General features: G+C 69.9%; 18 protein-coding genes. 11 read left to right on the top strand and 7 right to left on the bottom strand.

Going from position 1 to position 22,174, the window contains the following annotated elements:
- Nucleotides 1–3 precede the first annotated feature (3 nt).
- The 7 genes from lhgO to ACWD2L_RS02835 all read left to right on the top strand — a co-directional run bounded on the left by lhgO (nt 4) and on the right by ACWD2L_RS02835 (nt 9,931).
- Nucleotides 4–1,203: an L-2-hydroxyglutarate oxidase gene (gene lhgO, locus ACWD2L_RS02865; RefSeq protein ID WP_351332311.1), complete on the top strand. Its 1,200-nt coding sequence runs from the start codon at nt 4–6 to the stop codon at nt 1,201–1,203.
- Between the two features lie 102 nt (nt 1,204–1,305).
- Nucleotides 1,306–2,166 (top strand): amidohydrolase family protein, encoded by an 861-nt coding sequence (locus tag ACWD2L_RS02860; protein WP_351332308.1) that lies wholly within the window; start codon nt 1,306–1,308, stop codon nt 2,164–2,166.
- Nucleotides 2,167–2,179: 13 nt separating this feature from the next.
- Nucleotides 2,180–3,892, top strand: a complete 1,713-nt coding sequence (locus tag ACWD2L_RS02855) for a thiamine pyrophosphate-dependent enzyme (protein WP_351332306.1) — start codon at nt 2,180–2,182, stop codon at nt 3,890–3,892.
- Nucleotides 3,893–3,920: 28 nt separating this feature from the next.
- Entirely contained in the window at nt 3,921–4,973 is a 1,053-nt protein-coding gene (locus ACWD2L_RS02850) for an Ldh family oxidoreductase (RefSeq protein ID WP_351332303.1), read from the top strand.
- A 358-nt stretch (nt 4,974–5,331) separates the two neighbouring features.
- Nucleotides 5,332–6,966 (top strand): MFS transporter, encoded by a 1,635-nt coding sequence (locus tag ACWD2L_RS02845; protein WP_351332300.1) that lies wholly within the window; start codon nt 5,332–5,334, stop codon nt 6,964–6,966.
- A 159-nt stretch (nt 6,967–7,125) separates the two neighbouring features.
- On the top strand, nt 7,126–8,472 hold the full coding sequence (locus tag ACWD2L_RS02840) for an alpha/beta hydrolase-fold protein (protein WP_351332297.1): 1,347 nt from the start codon (nt 7,126–7,128) through the stop codon (nt 8,470–8,472).
- Between the two features lie 67 nt (nt 8,473–8,539).
- Nucleotides 8,540–9,931 (top strand): hypothetical protein, encoded by a 1,392-nt coding sequence (locus ACWD2L_RS02835; protein ID WP_451187115.1) that lies wholly within the window; start codon nt 8,540–8,542, stop codon nt 9,929–9,931.
- 66 nt (nt 9,932–9,997) lie between these two features.
- Here ACWD2L_RS02835 and iolG read toward each other — a convergent pair whose 3' ends face one another.
- The 4 genes from iolG to ACWD2L_RS02815 form a co-directional block, all read right to left on the bottom strand.
- On the bottom strand, nt 9,998–10,999 hold the full coding sequence (gene iolG, locus ACWD2L_RS02830; protein ID WP_351331345.1) for an inositol 2-dehydrogenase: 1,002 nt from the start codon (nt 10,997–10,999) through the stop codon (nt 9,998–10,000).
- 63 nt (nt 11,000–11,062) lie between these two features.
- Entirely contained in the window at nt 11,063–11,956 is an 894-nt protein-coding gene (locus ACWD2L_RS02825) for a sugar phosphate isomerase/epimerase family protein (RefSeq protein ID WP_351331344.1), read from the bottom strand.
- The gene (locus ACWD2L_RS02820; protein WP_351331343.1) at nt 11,953–13,038 is read right to left on the bottom strand and encodes a Gfo/Idh/MocA family protein; all 1,086 of its coding nucleotides are present in this window, start codon (nt 13,036–13,038) and stop codon (nt 11,953–11,955) included. The genes ACWD2L_RS02825 and ACWD2L_RS02820 overlap by 4 nt, the downstream gene beginning before the upstream one ends.
- A gap of 145 nt (nt 13,039–13,183) precedes the next feature.
- Nucleotides 13,184–14,794 carry an IclR family transcriptional regulator gene (locus ACWD2L_RS02815; protein ID WP_351331342.1) on the bottom strand — a complete coding sequence of 537 codons (1,611 nt, stop codon included), beginning with the start codon at nt 14,792–14,794 and terminating at the stop codon, nt 13,184–13,186.
- A gap of 215 nt (nt 14,795–15,009) precedes the next feature.
- Here ACWD2L_RS02815 and ACWD2L_RS02810 point away from each other — a divergent pair, with 215 nt between their 5' ends.
- Genes ACWD2L_RS02810 through ACWD2L_RS02800 form a run of 3 tightly spaced genes read left to right on the top strand, consistent with a single transcriptional unit; the run spans nt 15,010 to nt 18,551 of the window.
- Nucleotides 15,010–16,092, top strand: coding sequence for a maleylacetate reductase (locus tag ACWD2L_RS02810; RefSeq protein ID WP_351331359.1), 1,083 nt, complete (start codon nt 15,010–15,012; stop codon nt 16,090–16,092).
- A 52-nt stretch (nt 16,093–16,144) separates the two neighbouring features.
- A complete protein-coding gene (locus ACWD2L_RS02805; protein WP_351331341.1) occupies nt 16,145–17,071 on the top strand; it encodes an intradiol ring-cleavage dioxygenase in 927 nt (308 codons plus the stop codon).
- The gene (locus tag ACWD2L_RS02800; RefSeq protein ID WP_351331340.1) at nt 17,010–18,551 is read left to right on the top strand and encodes a sugar porter family MFS transporter; all 1,542 of its coding nucleotides are present in this window, start codon (nt 17,010–17,012) and stop codon (nt 18,549–18,551) included. The genes ACWD2L_RS02805 and ACWD2L_RS02800 overlap by 62 nt, the downstream gene beginning before the upstream one ends.
- A gap of 76 nt (nt 18,552–18,627) precedes the next feature.
- On the opposite strand, the gene ACWD2L_RS02795 is transcribed toward ACWD2L_RS02800, so the two are convergent.
- The 3 genes from ACWD2L_RS02795 to ACWD2L_RS02785 are packed head-to-tail and all read right to left on the bottom strand — an operon-like array spanning nt 18,628 to nt 21,175.
- Nucleotides 18,628–19,305: a 3-oxoacid CoA-transferase subunit B gene (locus ACWD2L_RS02795; protein ID WP_351331339.1), complete on the bottom strand. Its 678-nt coding sequence runs from the start codon at nt 19,303–19,305 to the stop codon at nt 18,628–18,630.
- Complete coding sequence (locus tag ACWD2L_RS02790; RefSeq protein ID WP_351331338.1) at nt 19,302–19,973, bottom strand: 3-oxoacid CoA-transferase subunit A; 672 nt, start codon at nt 19,971–19,973, stop codon at nt 19,302–19,304. The genes ACWD2L_RS02795 and ACWD2L_RS02790 overlap by 4 nt, the downstream gene beginning before the upstream one ends.
- On the bottom strand, nt 19,970–21,175 hold the full coding sequence (locus ACWD2L_RS02785; RefSeq protein WP_351331337.1) for a thiolase family protein: 1,206 nt from the start codon (nt 21,173–21,175) through the stop codon (nt 19,970–19,972). The genes ACWD2L_RS02790 and ACWD2L_RS02785 overlap by 4 nt, the downstream gene beginning before the upstream one ends.
- A gap of 93 nt (nt 21,176–21,268) precedes the next feature.
- Here ACWD2L_RS02785 and ACWD2L_RS02780 point away from each other — a divergent pair, with 93 nt between their 5' ends.
- Nucleotides 21,269–22,156 (top strand): LysR family transcriptional regulator, encoded by an 888-nt coding sequence (locus ACWD2L_RS02780; RefSeq protein WP_351331336.1) that lies wholly within the window; start codon nt 21,269–21,271, stop codon nt 22,154–22,156.
- Nucleotides 22,157–22,174: the final 18 nt, after the last annotated feature.

The raw sequence follows: 22,174 nt of genomic DNA, 5'->3' as shown, positions 1-22,174 counted from the left end.
ACGTTGGCCGACGAATCGATCGGCATCGTGGGCGCGGGCATCCTGGGCCTCGCCACGGCCCGCGAGATCGCGCTGCGCCGCCCCGGCACCCGCGTCGTCGTGTTCGACAAGGAGCAGGAGGTCGCGTACCACCAGACCGGCCACAACTCCGGTGTCGTGCACGCCGGCATCTACTACGCGCCGGGCAGCCTCAAGGCAGACCTGACCGTACGGGGCGTCGCCCTGCTGCGCGAGTACTGCCAGGGCCGCGGGCTGCCGTACCGCGAGATCGGCAAGCTCGTCATGGCGGTGCGCGCGGACGAGCTCGACCGCATGAACGCCCTGTACGAGCGCGCCAAGAACAACCACGTGCCCGACCTGCGGATGATCTCCAAGGGCGAGATCACCGAGATCGAGCCGCACGCCGGTGGCATCGCCGCGCTGCACTCGCCGCGCACCGCGATCACCGACTACCCGGCGATCTCCCGGGAGTTCGCGAAGGACATCGCGGATTCCGGTGGCGAGGTGAAGCTCGGTTTCCCGGTCACCGGCATCGCCACCGTGCCCGGCGGCGTAGAGGTGGCCTCCGGGCAGGAGCGCGTCAAGGTCGACCGGCTCGTCCTCTGCGCGGGCCTGCAGTCCGACACCGTCGCCAGGCTTGCCGACGACGGGCAGGAGCCCCGCATCGTCCCGTTCCGCGGCGAGTACATGCTGCTCAAGCCGGAGAAGCGGGACCTGGTGCGCGGCCTCATCTACCCGGTGCCCGACCCCCGTTACCCGTTCCTCGGGGTGCACTTCACACCACGCGTCGACGGCTCGGTCGAGGTCGGCCCCAACGCGGTGCTGGCCCTGGCCCGCGAGGGATACACCCGCACCCGGGTCTCCCCCGGGCACCTGCTCGGCCTCGCCGCCTATCCCGGCGCCTGGCGCATGGCAGCCCAGCACTGGCGCACCGGCATCAGGGAGTACAAGGGCTCCTTCTCGTCCTCCGCCTTCATGAAGGACGCGAAGCACTACGTCCCCGGGGTCGGTGTCGCCGACGTCGTGCGCGGCGGTGCGGGCCTGCGCGCCCAGGCCCTGGACCGCGACGGCACCCTCGTCGACGACTTCCGCATCCACCGGGCCGGCCTGATCACGGCTGTGCGCAACGCGCCCTCGCCCGCCGCGACGGCGTCGATGGCGATCGCCGAACACATCGTCGACATGGTCTACGACGCGTCCTGAAGCGCGCAAGAACTGCTTGCGCTCTCAGCTCTGCGCAAGACACGGCGACCCACCTAACGTCGATCTCGCAGCACACGTCCTCCTACGGAAAGAAGCACCCACATGTTCGTCGTCGACACCCAGATCCACATCTGGAAGGAAGAGACCCCGGACCGCCCCTGGGTCCCCGGCGCCCGCGAGCGGATCCGCCTCAACGGCCACCGCGAGGAGGCCTTCTCGTACGAGGAGGCCCTGGAGCTGATGGACGAGGCAGGTGTCAACCGGGCGCTGATCCTTCCGCCGTCCTGGGAGGGCGACCGCATCGACTACGCGCTCGAGGCGTGCGAGGCGCACCCGGACCGCTTCGGCATCATGGCCCGCATCCCGCAGAACAAGCCCGAAGAGGGCAAGGCCATGATGGCCGACTTCGCGCAGAACCCGCATGTGAAGGGAACGCGCCTCACCTTCCACCGGCCCATCGACCGCAACTGGATGATCGACGGGACGAACGACTGGTACTGGCCGATCGCCGAGGAGCTGAACATCCCCACGATGGTCCACGCGCCCATCTGGAAGCGGGAGTTGGGCGAGATCGCGGGCCGGCACCCGGGACTTAAGATCATCATCGACCACATGGGCATCATGGCCCGCTGTGTCGACGACTCCATCGGCTACTGGGTCCAGGAGACCGCCGACCTGCACGAGCACCCCAACATCTACGTCAAGCTCTCGGCGCTGCCCGGCTACTCCACGCAGCCCTTCCCGAACGACAACATCCAGAAGTACGTGCGCGAGATGGTCGACAAGATGGGCCCGGAGCGCTGCTTCTACGGCACCGACATCACGCGCCTGCTCGGTCACGGCATCACGTACACCGACACCATCGAGCAGTTCACGAAGCACTGGGACTTCACCCCCGAAGAGCTCGAGTGGATGATGGGCCGGGGCGTGGCCGAGGTCCTGAACTGGCCGATCGAGGGCTGAGGAGACACCAGAGATGACGCACAAGGAACGTAGTGAAGGCGTCGACGGCGGGGACGCTCTGGTATCCGCCTTCAACGCCGTCGGCGCCGACTATCTGTTCTGCTCCTCGGGGTCCGAGTGGGCCCCCGTGTGGGAGTCCCTCGCCCGTCACCACCGTGACGGGACCCCCGCACCCACCTACCTCGACCTGACGCACGAGACCGTCGCGGCCGGCATGGCCACCGGGTACGGACTCCTCAAGCGCCGCCCGCAGGGCGTGCTGCTGCACGCGGCGCCCGGCCTGCTGCAGGGCTCGATGGCCGTGCACGGCGCGCTGCTCGCCGGTGTCCCGATGGTGGTGTCCTCGTCCGAGTCCACGACGTACGGCGAGGGTCCGGGTCAGGACCCGGGCGGCCAGTGGTACCGCAACCTGTCGGTCGTCGGCGGCCCGCACCAGATCGCCCAGCCGTTCACCAAGTGGTCCACCGAGGCGGCCAGCGTGCACACGCTCCCGTCGATGGTGACGCGGGCCGCGGAACTGGCCTGGCGGGCCCCGGCAGGACCCGCGTACCTGAACATCCCGCTGGAGATCCTCCTGGAGGAGTGGGACGGCCGGGAGGCCAAGGCGATCGTCCCGCCCGGCTCGATGCACAGCTCGCCCGAAGAGGTCGAGCCCGTCGCCCAGTTGATCCGCGAGGCGACCAACCCGGTCATCGTGACGGAGACCGCGGGACGCGAGGCGGGCGGCTTCGAATCGCTCGTCGCGTTCGCCGAGGCCTGGCAGATCCCGGTCGTCGAACCCGACTCGGCCGTCTGCGCCAACTTCCCGCGCACCCACCCGCTGCACGCGGGCGCGGACATCGGCCCGTGGATGGCCGAGGCGGACCTGATCCTCCTGGTCAACTGCCGGGCCCCGTTCTACCCGCCGTCGCGCCGCCCGTCGAAGGCGACGGTCGTCGTCATCGACCAGGTGCCGCAGCGCCCGCACATAGCCCACCAAGTCCTGTTCGCCGACCGCTACTTGGAGGGCAATGTCGCAAATACCCTGCGCCAGCTCGCCAAGCGGGCCAAGGGCCTCGACGCCGGCTCGGTGGCCGTCCGGCGCGCGGCGCAGGAGGAACGGCACGCGGCCGAGCAGGTCGCGATCACCGCAGCCGAGACGAAGGCCGCCGCGGCGCCGGACGGCATCGACCCGGTCCACGTCGCCGTCACACTAAGGACGTTGCTCGAAGGCCAGGACAGCATCGTCGTCGACGAGACCATCACCCACAGCCGTACCGTGAAGCGCCACCTCAAGACGGCGGACCCCGACTCCTACTTCTACGTGCAGGGCGGTCTCGGTCAGGGCATCGCGGTCGCGCTCGGCGTCAAACTCGCCGAGCGGAGCAGGCCCGTGGTGCTCACCATCGGCGACGGCGCGTTCACGTACAACCCGGTGATCCCGTCGTACGACGCGTCCCAGGCGTACGAACTCCCGATCCTGGTCGTGGTGTTCAACAACCGGGTCTACAAGTCGATGAACCTCAACCACCGCCGTTTCTACCCGGACGGCGCCGCCGCCGAGACCGGCGAGTGGCTCGGCACCGATCTGCACCGCCTTCCCCGGCTCGCCGCCTTCGCCGAACCGTTCGGTATGCACACCGAGACCGTCGACACGCCGGACGCGCTCGGCCCCGCTCTCGAACGGGCGCTGAAGGCCGTCGCCGACGGCACCACAGCCGTCGTCGACGTCCTCGTCTCCCGCTGAGCCTTCGCTGATCTTTTAAGGACCCCCTATGCCCGAGAAGACCCTGGTCGCCGCGGCCGACCTCCGCTCCTTCGCCGCCGCCCTGCTCGAAAAGGGCGGCCTGAGCGCCGAGCACGCCGCGACCACCGCCGACGTGTTCGTGTGGGCCGCCCAGCGCGGCGTCGAGTCCCACGGCATCGCCCGTGTCCCCGCCTACCTCGACCTCCTGGCAAAGGGCGTCGCCAACCCTGCGCCACAGATGAAGGTCGAGTCGTCGACCCCGGGTGCCGCCGTCCTGCACGCCGACCGCGCACCCGGCCCGGTCGCCCTGTCCGCCGCTGCCGAGGAAGCGGTGACCCGCGCGCGCACCAACGGCATCGCCTCCGTCGGCGTACGGCAGACCGTGCACACCGGCGCCATCGGCTACTACGTGTCGAAGATCGCCGCGGCGGGTCTGGTCGGGATCGGCTTCGTCGCCGGCATGCCCAACATGGGCTACACCGGAGTCAAGGGCGCGGCCGTCGCCACCAGCCCGCTGGCCGTGGCGGTCCCCACGCTCGGCCGTCCGCCGCTGCTGCTCGACATGGCGACCGCCACCATCGCCCTCGGCAAGATCCGCCAGGCCAAGGCGTCCGGCACCCCGCTGCCGGAGGGTGCGGCCGCCACCGCCGACGGCACACCCACCACGGACCCGGAGGAGGCGGTGATGCCGCTCCCGCTGGGCGGCGCCAAGGGCTCCGGCATGTCCCTCGCGTTCGAGCTGATCACGAGCGTCCTGGTCGGCGCCCCGATCTTCGCGGCCTTCCACTCGGACGACCCCGAGGGCCGCAAGCACCGGCAGAACGCCCTCCTCATCGCCCTCGACCCGGCGGCCTTCGGCAGCGCGGACGCCTTCCTGGCCGACGCGGACTCAACTCTCGCCGCCCTCAAGGGACTTCCGGTGGCCGACGACGCCGATGAGGTCCACTACCCGGGTGAGCGCAGCGCCGCGGTGTCCGCCCAGCGCGCCGCGGCGGGCATCCCCGTGGCCCCCAAGGTCTGGAGCGACCTGACCGAACGGGCGGAGAAGCTGGGCGTCACCCTGCCGGAGACCGTCGCGTAGCGACAGCCGGGGTTCCCGGGCGCGTACGCCTGGGGCGGGGGAAACAAGGGAAGGCCGGGGGTTGGTGCAGCGCACCTCCCCCGGCCTTCGGCATGCCCGTGGCCGACAGGCGCATCCCGAGGACGGATTCGACGGCCCGGCCCGAGCGACGAGGTCACGCCCTCCGTCGTCAACGGTCACCTTAGCTTGCACGCCCATGGGCATCACCTGGGCGGTCGGCGCCTATACCGTCCCGAGCACCGCCCCCACACCACGGGCCGGACGGAACACCAACTGCCGTTCCCACACGGCGGTTTGATCTCTCCTCCGCGCCGCTGTCCTTGCCCGCCCCTGCCCACTCACCCACCTATGAGGTGCCATGTCGGCCAACACGCCCCGCGTCCCGCAACAGTCCGCACCACCACGGTCCGGGCGGCCACCCCGCACCACCGCCACGATCGTGCTCGCCTGCGTCGGGGTGTTCGTCTCCTATCTGCCGGTCGTGGGCGTCTCCGTCGCGCTCGGCGTCCTGCAGCAGGAGCTCGACGCCTCCACCACCGGGCTGCAGTGGATCGCCGACGCGTTCATCCTGCCGACCGCTGCCCTGCTCCTCACCTTCGGCATGATCAGCGATCTCTACGGCCGCAAGAAGACCTGGCTCGCCGGGCTCGCCGTCTCCTGCCTCGGTGCCCTGGTGTGTCTCACCGCAGGTGGCATCGTGCAGGTCTGCGTCGGCCAGGCCCTCACCGGCATCGGCACCGCCGCCCTGCTCCCCTCCACCCTCGCGCTGATCAGCCACGCCTGCCCGGATCCCCGCAAGCGCACCCGGGCCATCGCCTGGTGGACGGCGGCGCTCGGCCTCGGCCTCACGCTCGGCCCCCTGTTCACCGGTGTGTTCGTCGACAAGGTCGGCTGGCGGTGGATGTTCCTGCCTTCCCTCGTCATCGGCCTGATCGCGATCGTCGCCGGGGCCTTCTACCTCACCGAGTCGCGCGCCGACCGTGACCGTCACCTCGACATCCCCGGACAGGTACTCGCCATCCTCGCCATCGGCGGACTCGTCTACGGGGTCATCGAGGGCGGCAGCGCGGGCTGGGGGTCGGCGCAGGCCGTCATCGCGTTCGTGGTCGCCGCCGTGAGCCTGGTGGCGTTCGTCCTGGTGGAACTCCGGTCCCCTTCTCCCATGCTGGACATGCGTCTGTTCAAGTCGTCCGCGTTCTCCGGTGCCGCGATCGTCATGGGCCTCACGCTCTTCGCACAGGTCGGTCTCGTCTTCGCGCTCAGCGAGTACTTCGCGCTCGTCCACCATGCCTCGACCTGGGACATCGGCCTCCGCCTCATCGCGCTCAACGGCTTCACCGTCGTCCTCGGCCCACTGGTCGGACGCCTCATGAACCGCACCACTCCGGGACTGCTCCTGGTCACCGGGCTCGTGGTCGCGGGCATCGGAGGGCTGCTCGTGGACGTGTTCAGCGCCACCACCGGCACCGGCGAAGCGGCCGCGGTCATCGCCGTGCTGGGCATCGGCATCGCGCTGGCCATCGCCCCCATCACCACGATCGCCATCGGCAGCGTGCCACGGCACCTCGCCGGCTCGGCCGGCGCGGCCAACGGCGCGCTGCGCCAGATCGGCAGCGCGCTCGGCCCGGCCGTCTTCGGCGTCATCCTCACCCAGCGCACCGTGGGCACACTGCCCGGACACCTCGCCGAGTCCGGCCTCGACCAGGCCAACCAGGGCGCGGTGAGCGGCATGGTGTCGGACGTCGGCATCCAGGCCGGGGCCTTCCTCCACCTCAAGACCCCCGAGACCACCGGCCAGGCGCTGTCCGCCTACGGCGCGAGCTTCACCGACGCCCTGCACACCTGCGCCCTCGTCGGAGGCATCGGCATGCTGGCGGCGGCCGCCATCAGCCTGGCCATGATCGGCGTACGCCGGCACACCACGGGCGTCGCCGACACGGCGGACGAGAGCGAGGCGGCGCCCCCGACCGCGCTGCCACACACAGCGAGTTGAAAAGTTTCTTTAGTAGCGTCTGCCCGTCGCCGGGAACCGGATCACTCAAGTCTCCCTGCCCGTAAGGGATTTCGAGGCGGGCGACGATGTCCGATCCCTCCCGAAAGCGAACCATCACCGGACCTCGTGATGGCCCTCCCGCCAGCGAAGGAGTCTGCATTGGTTGCCAGGCGTACGTTCGTCACCGGAGCCGCCGCGGTCGGAGCCGCGACCGTACTGGGCACCGCGGCCCAGGCCGCCGACTCGGACGACGCCCATGCGTCGTCCGCTCATGTCCGGCGCGCCACCGCGATCACCAAGGTCTTCGGGGACGGCCAGAAGCTGATCGCCGTCGCGGTCGAGTACGACCGCGACATCGACACCTCGGCGCTGACCACCTCGACATTCGCCGTCGCCGACCGCACCGTCACCAAGGTGTACGCGAACCGGATCGTCGAGCTCGCCGAGCACGGCAGGGACGGGCGTCATGTCATCGTCGAGTTGTCGGCCGACGACGAGGCGGCGGCGCTGTGGGTGACGCAGCAGGGCCCGGGTGGCGGCTCGGGCGGGGCCCCGGGACAAGGTGGGCCGCCGCAGGTCGGAGACAGCACACCGGGTGGCACCATTGTCGCTGCCGAGGCGCAGCTGACCCAGAAGGGCACGGTCACCACCACACGCGGCGGCCGCTACCCGGCCGACGACACGACGGTGACCACCAGCAAGGTCGTGAACCTGATCGTCGACGACTTCCGGCAGTTCACGTTCGACGACCCCGCGACCGGCCGGACCCTGAAGTACAACCTCTTCGTCCCGAGGCACTACGACCCCCGCAAGAGGTACCCGCTCGTGCTGTTCATGCACGACGCGAGTGTCGTGAACGTCGCCACGCAGGGCCCGCTGGTACAGGGGCTCGGCGCGGTCTGCTGGGCGAGCGACGAGGACCAGGCGCGGCACGAGTCCTTCGTGCTGGCACCCGAGTACGGCTCCGTCGTGGTCGACGACACCTACAAGCCGTCGACGCTCTTCGACGCCACGGCCAACCTCGTCGAGGCGGTGACACGCGAGTACAGCATCGACGAGAACCGGCGTTACACCACCGGCCAGTCCATGGGCGCGATGATGTCGCTGGGCCTGAACATCGCCTACCCCGACCTGTTCGCCGCCGCCTTCATCGTCGCTGGCCAGTGGCCCTCCGAACAGTGCGCCCCGCTGGCCGACGACAAGCTGTGGATCCTCGTCTCGCAGGACGACGACAAGGCCTACCCCGGCGAGAACGCCATCACCAAGGTCATCAAGGAGCAGGGCACAGAGGTCGGCGCCGCGGTCTGGGACGGCCGGTCCACCCCCGCACAGTTCGCCGCGGACGTGCGCGACCTGAAGCGGCAGCACGCCCCGGTCAACTACGCCACCTTCGAAACCGGCACCACCGTGCCCTCCGGCTCGGACACCAGCGCCCACATGGGCACCTGGCGCATCGCCTACGCCGTTCCGGGCATCAGGGACTGGATCATGCGCCAGTCGCGATAGACCCAGGTCGGCAGAGCACCCCAATTCCCTTTTATTTCACCACCGTTCGGACGTGACGGAGGAGTCAATGGAGTCGAAGAATGACAACACGGGCGAGAGAGGCCGAAAGGGAGGTGTTCTGCACCGGCGGTCGTTCCTGAACGGTTCTCTCGCCGCCGCGGTGACTGCCACCTCCCTCGCCGGTGGTGCCGCGTCGGCGAGGGCATCGAGCACCGGCTCCGGGCTGAAGGTGGGAGCGGGGAAGGCGGCGATCAGCATCCCGCCGTCCCTGCTGCCGCTGGACGGCTTCACCACCGTCCACGACGACCTGCACGTACGGATCCTGCTGCTGGAGAACGGCGCACACCGCGTCGCCCTGGCCGTCCTCGATCTGACGTCGATCAGCGAGGAAGCGATCACCGCGATCAGGACGGCCATCACCAAGGCGTCCGGAGTGGCGACGGACGACATCGTCGTGACGGTCACGCACACCTTCTCCGCCCCGCACGTGCAGGCCGCCGACAGCTCGGCGGGGGCCGCCCGGTACATCCGGCTGATCACCGAGTCCGCTTCGGCCGCAATCGCCGCCGCGGTCAAGGGACTTCGGCCCGCCCGTGTCGGCCACGGCACCGGTAAGTGCGACGTCAACGTCAACCGGGACGTCCTGACCAACGAGGGCTGGTGGCTCGGAACCGGCGAGGCGGGCCCGTCCGACAAGAGCGTCCGAGTCACCCGCTTCGACGACCTCGACGGCAAGCCCGTCGCCGTCCTCACCAACTACGACGTCCAGTCCTCGGTGATGATGGAGTCGGTGATGGCAAACGGCGACCTGCCCATCACCGCCGATCTCGCGGGCGCGACGGCGGCGCACGTGGAGGAGCAGTACGGAGACGGCGTCGTCGGGCTCTTCCTCGTCGGCGCCTGCGGCGACCAGTCACCGGCGTTCCGCTCGAAGCGGTACACCATCGACAAGGACAAGAAGTGGTCCCAGGTCGACGCCGCGGACGCGGGCTGGATCCTGCTGACGGTCCAGGGTGAACGCCTCGGCACCGAGGTCGTCCGGGTCAGCGAGACCATCAGGACGGCGGGAGGCGGGGGCGGTTCGACCCTGCGCCTCGTCACCGGCTCCGCCACGGTCGACGCGGTGACCGGCGGCCATCCGACGGCGCCGGCGAAGAAGTACACGTTCACTCCGAACGGCACGGCGAAGGCGCCGATCTGGGTTCTCCAGGTGGGTGACGGGGTGTTCGTCGGGGTGTCGCCGGAGCTGTCCACCGACACCGCGCTGGACATCAGGAAGCACTCGCCGTTCCCGCACACCAACGTCATGTCGATGCTGGAGGGCGGCGCGAAGAACATGGCCGAGGCCAGGAGCTACGCCAGGATCACCTACGAGGCGGTCGACTCCTCGTACGCCAAGGGGGCGGCCGAGACGGTCGCCTCGAGGATCGGCGAGATCCTGGACTCGCTGCGCGGCTGACCCGCACGCCACGCACGGGTGCTCCCGCGCGGGGCTGAGGGACCGCGGTCCCTCAGCCCCGCCGGATCACACGGTGACCGTCCGGCCGGTGCGGGCGGACTCCTCCGCCGCGTTCGCGAGGACGAGCGCGGTGACGCCGTCGTCGAAACCCGGGGAGCAGGGCGCTCCAGTGCGGATGGCACGCGCGAACGCGTCGAGTTCGGCGCGGTAGGCCTCGGCGTAGCGCTCGAGGAAGAAGGGGAGGCAGGGACCTGCCCCTTCGGTCCCCTCGCTGCCGAACTTGCGCACCGTGGTCTTGGTGACGTTGCCGGCCGAGAGCATGCCGGTGGAGCCGAAGGCCTCGAGCCGCTGGTCGTAACCGTAGGCGCAGTGCCGGGAGTTGGTGATGGTGATGAGTTCGCCGCCGCGGCCGCGCAGGGTGACGACGACGGAGTCGTAGTCGTCGTACTTCTTGATGTCTTCGCTGAAGACGTTGCTGCCGACGGCGGTGACCTCGATGATGTCGGGCACGAAGAACCGCGCCATGTCCAGGTCGTGGATCGTCATGTCGCGGAAGATGCCGCCGGATCCGGCGATGTAGTCCACCGGGGCCGGAGCCGGGTCGCGGCTGATGATGGTCAGCTGCTCGAGCGTGCCGATCTCTCCCGTGGCGACGCGATCGCGTACCGCGGCGAAGTTCGGGTCGAAGCGCCGGTTGAAGCCGAGCATGATGGGCGCGGTGGTGTCACCGAGCTTGTCGCGGCACTCCAGGACGGTCCCGATGTCGAGGTCGATGGGCTTCTCGCAGAGGACCGCGAGACCGTGCGCCCTCGACCGGGCCATCAGGTCGACGTGGGTGCTGGTGGGCGAGGCGATGACGACCCCGTCGAGGTCGGCCTCGGCGAACACCTCCTCGGGGTCCGCGACGGCCTTGGTGCCGGTCTCGGCGGCCAGGCGGCGGGCACCCTCGATGAAGGGGTCCGCGATCACGGCGAGGTCGATGTCCGGGTGGGCGGCCACGCTGCGGGCGTGCACCTGGCCGATGCGACCGGAACCGAACAGCGCCAGGCGCAGGCGGCGTTCAGACATGGTGGTTCCTTTCAGAACATGACGGTGCGGGTGTCATGGCGGTGTGGGTTCGACCGGGAGTGCTCAGCCGGCCCGGTGGCTGCTCGGGAAGCAGCTCACCGCGGTGTCGTAGGCGCGCTTCAGGCCCTCGGCCATCGGCAGGCCCCGGTGCTCGGCCGAGATGATCTCGACGCCCCAGGCGCCGCGGTATCCGGCGTCGATGGTCCGCTGGACGAACGTGGGGGTGTCGAAGGCGCCTTCGCCGCAGTACTTGCGGTGGTTGCTGCTGTCGTCGACCATGCCGGCGACGGTGTCCCGGATCCCGGCGACTCCGTCGTTGATCTCGACCGCGGTGACCCGCTCCATGGGCACGACGTTCCACACATCGTCGTTGGCGAGGCGGCCCTTGTAGGTGTGCCACACGTCGATCAGCAGACCCGCCGATGGGCTGTCGGACTTGGTGACCACCTCGACCGCTTCCCGGGTGGTCCTCAGGTGCGAGAAGGGTGTCGCTTCCAGCGCTAGGTGGATGCCCGATGCGGCGGCCTCGTCCGCCAAGTCGGCGAAGGCGTCGGCCAGATGGGCGAGAGGCAGCGGGTTCTCCGCCAGTCCCGCTCCGGCCTTGATGTGGTGGGCGCCGAGTGCGGTGGCGGCTTCGAAGAGGTCGGCGCGGACGACGTCCGCGGCGGCGCGCTCGGCTCCGGTGGTCCACCAGTTGTCGAGGAACTCGACCTCTACGATGCCGATGCCGGCCTCGCGGATCCTCCGGGACAGTTCGGCGTAGCCGATGGTGTCCCGCGCCTCGACCAGGTCGGCGTGGACCAGGCCGATGCCTGCCCAGCCGGTGCGCGCGACGGCGGCGATGCGCTCGTCCAGCGGGACCGGGCTGCGCTCGTCGTCCAGCATCGGCGCGACGTCGCCCGCGCTGGTCCAACAGGTGGCGATCAGACCGGGTATCACCCGGGCGGGCCCGCTCATGCGCCGGCCTCCACGTCGACCGAGGCGCCGCGTTCCTTCTCGGAGCGGTAGCAGGCGTCGACGATGCGGGCCACGGTCAGGGCGTCCGACACGGGGGCGACGACGGGGGCACCGGTGCGGATGCTGTCGACCCAACCGCGCATCTCGGGGTGGAAGTTGCTGATGTTCTCGAGCTCGGGGAGCTCGGAGAACTTGTTCGCCTCGGTGCGGGCGAAGGGCGGGGTGAAGTGGCTCTGGGTCCACTCGGTCCAGCCGGCCGGGTATCCGCCGCGGTCCTCGTCGACGTAGACGCGCAACTTCTGCGGGAGGATGCCGAGTTCGATCATGCCGCGGGTGCCGTAGACGCTGATGCGGGAGCTCTCGAACCACTCGAGGTGGTCGTGGCCGTCGAAGTTGAACGTCATGGACTTGTCGGGGTAGTTGAGGAGCACCGCGGCGGAGTCCTCGCGGCTCGACCCGCCGGAGAGCTTGGGCGACTTGCGCACGCGGGCGTTGATCGACTCGGGGGCGCCGAACATGCGCACCAGGGAGTCGAGCATGTGGCAGCCGAGGATCCACAGGACGCCGCCCATGTCGGCCGGCTGGTTGAGGTGCTGCGTCTCGTGCTCGCCGACCAGGGCGGCGCCCCGGGCGGAGACGGTGACGACCTCACCGATCAGGCCCTGCTCGATCAACTCCTTCGCGCGGCTCACGGATTGGGCCAGACGCACGTTGTAGCCGACCTGCACGACCTGGCCGGGCTTGGCCTCCGCCTCGGCCCGGCGCAGGCGCAGCAGGTCTTCTGCCGTGCCGCCGCCGGGCTTCTCGACGACCACGGACTTGCCCGCGTCCAGCGCCTTCAGGGCGTGCGGAACCATGTCGCGGCTCTTGGAGTGGACCATGACGGCGTTGATGCGCTCGTCCTGAAGCACACCGTCGATGGTGCGCGCTTCGAGTCCGTACTTTTCGGCGAAGTACGTGAGTCGGGGGTCGTCGTCGGCGGCCGCGACGACCTCCACGCCCTCGATCGCGCGCAGGGCGCGGACCCGCGCCGACGCGTGCGGGTGGGTGATGCCCAGGAGCCCCACAATGATCGGTTCCAAGGTTGCTCTCCTGTCGTTCCAAGTCGCCGGCCCGCTCGGGGCGAGAGCGCGAACTGGTGTGAGATCCGAGGTTGTTGCCTCCGGGAGCCGCCACTGTCACACACTGGACAGGGCGTCCACAAGACAGAGTTTGCTGTGGGTTCCATCACCTCGGACGGGCGCCGCTTGACGCGTCGTCACCGTCGGCGGGCGACGGGGCGCCGAGGTACCGGGAGAGCTCCTGCGCCCCACCGCGGACCAGGTCCACGACGGACGGCTCCCCTGCCGGGGCGGCCAGGATGCCTTCGCGCAGCCCACTGACCGACAACGAGGCCGCGACCTCGCCGCGATGATTGAAGATGGGTGCGCCGATCGCGGCGATCCCAGGGGTCACGTTGTTGTCGCTGACGACATGACCCTTCTCGCGGATCCGCTCCAGGTCCGCGTAGAGCTCGGGACGGGACCGGAGGTCGCGCCACGGGTCTCCGGAGTTAGTGGCGATCGCGGCGTACTCGTCCCACGCGGCGCGTTCCTCGAAGGCGAGCAACGCGCGGGGGGCCGCCCCCACATGGAGCGGCAGCGACTGCCCCAGTTGCAGCACCCGGCTGTTGACGCGTACGCCGTCGACCCGCTCGATGCACACGGCCCGCGTGCCACGGCGGATGGTCAGGAAGGTCGTCTCACCGGTTGCGCGGTGGATGGCGTCCAGGACCGGCATCGCCGCCCTGCGGATGTCCAGGCGGCGGGTGAGTTCACCGGACAGGCGCAGCATCTTGCTGCCCACGCGATAGGCGCCGCGCGGCCCGATCTGCTCCACCCAGCCGGCCTCGGCCAGGGTGCCGAGCATGCGGTAGACCGAGCTGACCGGCTCTTCGAGCCGCTCGGTGAGACGGGCCGAGGTGGCGACACCTTCGTCGGCCAACACCTCCATGAGCGCGCCGGCCTTGGCGATCACGGCCGGGGAGCGCGTCCCCGCCTGATCGTCCGGCACGACGGGCGAACGTGCCGCCGGCCCACCGGGGCCGCCGGAGCGGGGCTGGTCCAGGGACGCCTCGATCGCCCGCGCCGCCGCCAGGACGGTCTCGCCCGCGGCGGTCTCCTGCGCGAGGACGCGCTCCCTGAGGCCCGCTACGCAGATGACCCCCACGACGGCCCCGTCCCGGTCCCGTACGGGGGCGCCGACGGAGGCGACGCCCTCGATCGCCTCACCGTCCTCGACGCTCCACCCACGGTCGGCGGTCTCTTCGAGTCTGCGCCGGAGATCGGCTGCCGTCACCGGCGTCGCCGGGGTGAGGGGCTCGTACGGCGCGCGTGCGAGCACCCGGCTGCGGAACTCGGGCGGCGAGAAGGCAAGAAGGGCCTGGGAGGCCGCTCCCGCATGGAGGGGAAGCGTTCTGCCCGGTGCGAGCACCAGCATGTCCACGTCGGATCCGTCCACCTGATCCAGGCACAGCGCCCCGTCTTCTTGGAGGACACGGAAGGACACATTCATGCCGAGTTGCCCCTGCGCCCAGCGCAACTGCTTGCGCAGCTCGACGCGATCGACGTAGGCGTCGACGACCGCATCACCCAGGCGCAGCACTCCGGTTCCCAGCTCGAGGCGTCCCTCACCCGCCGGGCGCACCAACTGCGTGCGTTCGAGGGCGGCGGCCACCCGGTAGACGGTCGGGCGGGGTTCGGCGACCGCCTTGGCCAGCTCCGACGGAGTCGAGGGGCCGAGTCGAGCCAGTTCGTCGACGATCTGGGCCGCCTTCTTCAACAACTGAATGGCACTCAATCCCTGCCTCATCCCTGCGTTCTCACGGAGTGGTCACGCTGTCCGAATATTGCGAGCGTAACCTCTGGCGCGACATCACATCACTGTGCGAACATCGCGTCCACTGTATGGCACCGGATCGCGCCGCGGGCCGCTCCGTCGCACATCACACGGACCCGTCGCACAGCCGCATCATCACGCCCGAGGAGGAAGTCTCCATCGAGGAGACGACGCCGATGATCCAATCTTTCGTCCACGAAGCCCTGCCCATGCGCGTCCGATTCGGGGCGAAGTCGCTGTCGGCCCTGCCCGACGAGCTGGACCAGATCGGGCTCGGACGCGTCCTGGTCCTGTGCTCGCCAGGGCAGGAGGAGACAGCGGAGTTGGTGGCGGGCGCCCTGGGGAAGCGCTGCGTAGGCGTACTGGCGGATGCCGTGATGCACGTACCGGCCGAGGTGGCCGAGCGTGCCAGTGCGCGGGCCGCCGATGTCGGCGCCGACGGGTGCGTGACGGTGGGCGGCGGCTCGGCGATCGGCCTCGGCAAGGCGATCGCGCTCAAGCACGGCCTGCCGGTGGTGGCCGTACCCACCACGTACTCCGGTTCCGAGATGACACCGGTCTGGGGCCTCACCACCGACGGCCGCAAGGAGACCGGGCGGGATGCGCGCGTGCTGCCCCGCAGCGTCGTCTACGATCCCGAACTCACCGTGTCGCTGCCGGTTTCGATGTCGGTGACCAGCGGATTCAATGCGATCGCGCATGCGGTCGAGGCACTGTACGCGCCCGACGCGACACCCATCATCTCCCTGATGGCTCAGGAAGGCGTCCGCGCCCTGAGCTCGGCGCTGCCCGGCATCGTCGCCGACGCGGCGGACGCCGCCGCGCGCTCCGAGGCGCTGTACGGCTCGTGGCTGTGCGGTGCCTGTCTGGGCGCGACGACGATGTCCCTGCACCACAAGCTGTGCCACGCCCTGGGCGGCACCCTGAACCTGCCGCACGCGCAGACCCACACGGTGGTGCTCCCGCACGCCCTCGCCTTCAACGAACCGGCCACGCCCGACGCGGTGGCGGCACTGACCCGGGTGTTGCCCGGCGAAGGCGGCCCCGCGCAGCGCCTCTGGCACCTCGCCGGAGAGCTGAACGCGCCGCGCTCCCTCGCCGAACTCGGCATGCGGGAGTCCGACATCGGCCGCATCGCCGACGAGGTCACCAGCCGCTCGTACGGAAACCCCCGCACCATCACCCACGAAGCCGTGAGCGGCCTGCTCCGCGCGGCCTGGGCGGGAGAGCAGCCGAGCACGGAACCCGGCTCGGCCTGACGGCACCACCGTCCCGTATCCAAGACACCGGCACACGTAACCGAGGAGACCCATGCCTGATCGCAGCCTCAACGCCGACACCGTCCCGGCCACTGGACCGCACGACGTCTCCAAGGCCCAACAGGCCGTGGAGGAACGCCTCGTCGAGACCGTCCTCCAGTCGTTCGACGACTGCCAGGACCCTCGTCTCGGGCAGGTCATGCAGGCACTCGTCCGTCACCTCCACGCGTTCGTCCGCGAGGTGCGCCTGACGGAGGAGGAGTGGAACAAGGCGATCGAGTTCCTCACCGAGGTCGGTCACATCACCGACGACCGCCGACAGGAGTTCATCCTGCTCTCCGACGTTCTCGGCGCGTCGATGCAGACCGTCAACGTCAACAACGAAGCGCGCGGGGACACCACCGAGGCCACCGTCTTCGGCCCGTTCTTCGTCGACGACGCGCCCCGCATCGAGCAGGGCGGCGACCTCTCCGGCAGCGCCGTCGGGCAGCCCTGCTGGGTCGAGGGCACGGTGCGGGACACCGAGGGCAACCCCGTCCCGAACGCGCGCATCGAGGTGTGGGAAGCCGACGAGGACGGCTTCTACGACGTCCAGTACACCGACGACCGTGTCAGCGGCAGGGCGCACCTGTTCAGCGACGAGGAGGGCGGCTTCCGGTTCTGGGGCCTCACCCCGACGCCGTACCCGATCCCCCATGACGGACCTGTGGGCAGGATGCTCGCGGCCACCGGGCGCTCCCCCATGCGCGCCTCGCACCTGCACTTCATGGTGACCGCCCCGCAACTGCGGACCCTGGTGACACACATCTTCGTCCGGGGCGACGAACTCCTCGCGTCCGACACCGTCTTCGGTGTCAAGGACTCCCTGATCAAGGACTTCGTCCAGCAGCCCGCCGACGCCCCGACGCCCGACGGACGTGAACTCGGCCACCGCACCTGGGCGCGCGCCCGCTTCGACATCGTGCTCGCGTCCGCGTAACCGCCGACGCCACACCGAGAGGACATCACCCATGAGCCGCGGTGCACCGTCCGCAACTACCGAGGTGACAACGGCGACAACCCGGCCGGCCCTTCCTCCGGACACGCCGGGGCCGCACTCCAAGCGTCTCGGCCTGATAGCCGTCGTGGCGACGTTCGGTGGCCTGCTCTTCGGATACGACACCGGCGTGGTCAACGGCGCCCTCAAACCGATGGAACACGACCTGGGACTCACCGCGTTCAGCGAGGGCCTCGTGGTCAGCGCCCTCGTCTTCGGCGCGGCATTCGGGGCGGTCGTCGGAGGCCGCCTCTGCGACCGGTTCGGGCGCCGGCGCACGATCCTGATCCTGTCCACGGTGTTCGCCTGCGGGACGCTCGGCTGCTTCCTGTCCCCCGACTGGCAGGTGCTCACGCTCTTCCGCTTCGTCCTCGGTCTCGCCGTCGGGGGCTGCTCGGTCGCCGTCCCGGTCTACCTCGCCGAGATCTCGCCGTACGAGAAGCGTGGCTCGCTGGTCACCCGCAACGAAGTCATGATCGTCTCCGGTCAGTTCGCGGCGTTCGTCATCAACGCGTTCATCTTCAGCATCTGGGGCGAGCACGACGGCATCTGGCGGTTCATGCTCATCGTCTCCGTCCTGCCGGCCTTCGCGCTCTTCTTCGGCATGCTGCGCGTGCCGGAGAGTCCGCGCTGGCTCAGCGCCCAGGGCCAGGACGAGGCCGCCCTGAACGTGCTGAAGCAGGTCCGCGGCCCTGAGCGGGCCGAGGCGGAGATGGCCGAGGTCCATCAACTCTCCGACGAGGACAACGCGTCGAGAACCGGCGGCTGGGCCGACCTCGCCGTGCCGTGGATCCGCCGCCTCGTCCTCGTCGGCATCGGCGTGGGGATCTGCCAGCAGATCACCGGCATCAACGCGATCATGTACTACGGCACGCAACTCCTCGAGGACTCCGGGTTCTCCGCGAACGGCGCGATCCTCGCGAACACCTTCAACGGCCTGGCCAGCGTCCTGGGGATCGCCGTCGGGATCATGCTGATCAACCGGGTCGACCGGCGCACCATGCTGCTCGGCGGCTACACCTTGATCGTGACCTTCCACGTGCTCATCGGAGCCTCGGCGCTGCTCATCCCGGACAGTGCCGCCTTCAAGCCGTACCTGATCATGGCGTTCGTGGTCTGTTTCGTGTTCTCCATGCAGGCCACCCTCGGGCCGCTGGGCTGGCTCATCCTCGCCGAGATCTTCCCCCTCAAGATCCGCAGCTTCGCGATGGGTGTCTGCGTCTTCGTCCTGTGGCTCACCAATGCCTCAGTCGCCTTCGGCTTCCCGCCGTTGGTCTCCTCGCTCGGGATCGCGCCGACCTTCTTCGTCTTCGCCGCGCTCGGCGTCCTCGCGTGCATCTTCATCGTCACCTCGGTCCCGGAGACCCGGGGCAAGACGCTGGAGCAGTTCGAGGAGGAGTTCAGGCGGGACAATGCGGGGTGACACCCACCGGACATGACGGGACCGTCTCACCACTTGGTGGTGAGACGGTCCCGTCATCCGTGCTGCTGAATGCCCGTCACTGCCCGGATGCGATCAGCGGCACGTCCATGCGCGCTGCCAACTCATCGAGCGTGATGCCGAAGGTCTGCGTGACCCGCACGCCCTCCGCGGTGATGTCGAAGACCGCCAGGTCGGTGTAGACACGGTCGACGCAGCCGAGGCCGGTGAGCGGGTAGGTGCAGTCGGGGACCAGCTTGGGTGTGCCGTCCTTGGTGAAGAGGGTCATCATCACGAAGACCTGCTTGGCCCCGATCGCCAGGTCCATCGCGCCGCCGACGGCGGGGATGGCATCCGGGGCGCCCGTGTGCCAGTTGGCTAGGTCGCCGCGGGCCGAGACCTGGAACGCGCCGAGCACACATGTGTCCAGGTGCCCGCCGCGCATCATGGCGAAGGAGTCGGCGTGGTGGAAGTACGCGGTTCCGGGCAGCTCGGTGACCGGGATCTTGCCCGCGTTCGTCAAGTCGGCGTCGATCTCGTCGCCCTGGGCGGCGGGACCCATGTTGAGCATGCCGTTCTCGGTGTGGAGCACCACGCCCGAGTCGGCCGGCAGGTGGTCTGCGACGAGGGTCGGCTGGCCGATGCCCAGGTTGACGAAGGCGCCTTGCGGGATGTCGCGTGCGATGAGGGCGGCGATCTCGTGCTTGCTCAGTGGGCCCTGTCCGGTCACGGACGGGGCTGTGTTCGTGAATGTCATGCGCGGGCCGCCTCCTGCACCACTCGGTCGACATAGATGCTCGGGGTCACGACGGTCTCCGGATCGAGCGTGCCGGTCTCGACGATCTCGCGGACCTGCGCGATCACGGTGGTCGCCGCCGTCGCCATGACCGGGCCGAAGTTGCGCGCGGTCTTGCGGTAGACGAGGTTGCCCATGCGGTCGGCGCGGTGGGCGCCGATCAACGCGACGTCGCCCTTGATGGGGTACTCGAGAACGTAGGTACGGCCGTCGATCTCGCGGGTCTCCTTGCCCTCGGCGAGCAGCGTGCCCACGCCGGTCGGGCAGTAGAACGCGCCGATGCCCGCGCCGGCGGCCCGCATGCGTTCGGCGAGGTTGCCCTGCGGCACGACCTCAAGCTCGATGCGGCCCGCGCGGTAGAGGTCGTCGAAGACCCACGAGTCCTTCTGCCGCGGGAACGAGCAGATCACCTTGCGGACCCGCCCCTTGGCCAGGAGCGCGGCGAGTCCCGTGTCACCGTTGCCGGCGTTGTTGGACACCACCGTGAGGTCGGTGCCGCCCTGGCGGATGAGCGCGTCGATCAGGTCGACCGGCATGCCGGCCATGCCGAATCCGCCGACGAGCACGGTGGCGCCGTCCTCGATCCCGGCCACCGCCTCGTCGACGTCGGCGCAGATACGTGTCGTCATGACTGGTCTCCCGTCACGTTCTCCAGGACCACGGCGAGCGCCTGGCCCACTCCGATGCAGATGGCCGCGACACCCCAGCGTTCGCCGGACTCGCGCAGCCGGTGGGCGAGGGTGCCGAGCAGCCGGCCGCCGGACGCACCGAGCGGATGGCCGAGGGCGATCGCCCCGCCCTTGGCGTTGACGATGTCCGGGTCCACCTCCCAGGCATCCACGCAGGCCAACGACTGCACGGCGAACGCCTCGTTGAGCTCGACGGCGGCGACGTCGGACCAGGTGATGCCTGCCGCCTTCAGCGCCCGGTTCGCCGCCTCCACGGGGGCGTAGCCGAACATCTGCGGGTCGAGCGCGGACACACCACGTCCGGCGATACGGGCCACGGGGTCGACGCCGATACGTGCGGCGGCGGCACCCGAGCCGAGCAGGACGGCGGAGGCGCCGTCGCTCAACGGGGAGGCGTTGCCCGCCGTGATGACACCGTCGGGCCGGAAGACGGGCTTGAGCCCGGCCAGCTTCTCCGGCGTGGACCCGGGGCGGATGCCCTCGTCCCGCGCCAACGTGGCGCCCTTGGCATCGACGGTGACCGGCACGACCAGGTCGTCGTAGAAGCCCGCGTTCCAGGCGTCGTCGGCGAGATTGTGGGAGCGGGCGGCGAAGGCGTCCTGGCGCTCGCGCGGGACGTCGAAGCGGTCGGCGAGCTGCTCGTTGGCCTCGCCGAGCGAGACGGTCCACTCCTTGGGCATGCGCTCGTTGACCAGGCGCCAGCCGAGCGTCGTGGACACGGCGGTGGCGTCCCCGGCGGGGAAGGCGCGCGTCGGCTTGGGCAGCACCCAGGGCGCGCGGGTCATGGACTCGACGCCGCCGGTGAGCACGATGTCCGCGTCGCCGGTCTCGATGGCGCGGGAGGCGATGATCGCGGCGTCCAGGGAGGAGCCGCACAGCCGGTTGACCGTCGTGGCGGGCACCGACGTCGGCAGCCCGGCCAGAAGGACCGCCATCCTGCCGACGTTGCGATTGTCCTCACCGGCGCCGTTGGCGTTGCCCCAGACGACGTCGCCGATCTCGGCCGGGTCGAGGTCGGGGGTCTTGGCGAGTGTCCCGGTGACGGCGCGGGCGGCGAGGTCGTCCGGGCGGACGTCCGCGAGGCCTCCCGAGAACCGTCCGAAGGGCGTGCGTGTCGCTGCGTACAGATAACTGTCAGTCACGCTCCTCACCGTAGAACCACCAGGTTCATCACGTCCAAGACCTAATCGACATGGATTAATAAGATGGCTTTATGAGTCGGATAGGCTGGGGCCATGGAACTCCGTCAGCTCCGGTCCTTCCTCGCCCTCACCGAGGAATGCCACTTCGGCCGCGCGGCGGCCCGTCTGCACGTGGCACAGCCCGCACTCTCGCAGCAGATCAAACAGCTGGAACGGGAGCTGGGAGTCACCCTGTTCCACCGCTCCACGCGCCGCGTCGAACCCACCGAAGCGGGCCGCCAACTCACCCACTACGCCCGCGCCTTGCTGACGGAGGAGGAGCGGGCCCGCGTCCACATGCGGGAGCTGGCAACCGGTCACGCGGGCCGGGTGTCGGTGGGCTTCATCGGCACAGCCACGTACGACGTGCTCCCCCGGGTCGCACGGACCGTGCGGGCCCGGCTGCCCGACATCACCCTTGACCTGCGCGGCGAACTCCTCACCCCAGAACTGGTCGAGGGCGTGCGCTCCGGCACCTACGATCTCGCGGTCGTCCGCGGCGCCGCCGCGGACACGGACCTGCTCGTCACACCGCTGCGGTCCGAGCCGCTGGTGGCGGTGCTGCCCTCGCACCACCCGCTGGCGGGCAGCGCGAGCGTCGAGCTGGCGGCACTGGCCGACGAGCCGTTCGTCGTCCATCCCTCGCGGTCCCGGTCCTCGATGTACGACCGGGTGCTGTCCGCGTGCGAGGGGGCGGGATTCCGGCCCCACTCACTCACCGAGGTCGGCGAGACGGCGACGCTGGTCGTCTTCGTGGCGGCCGGGCACGGCGTGGCTCTCGTTCCGCAGTCGGTGCGCAGCCTCAACCTCGACGGGGTCACGTATGTGCCGCTCGCGGAACCGGAGTTGGTCGATCTGCTCCTCGCCCGCCGTACACAGCGGACTTCGCCCGCGACGGATCAGGTCGTGTCGGTGATCGAGGAGTGTGTCAGCGGCCGGTGAGTGCCGCTGACACACTGG

The sequence above is a fragment of the Streptomyces sp. NPDC002754 genome, assembly GCF_053592315.1.
Note: the sequence above shows the minus strand (reverse complement) of the source record. Positions and strands in the feature narration are given on the sequence as shown.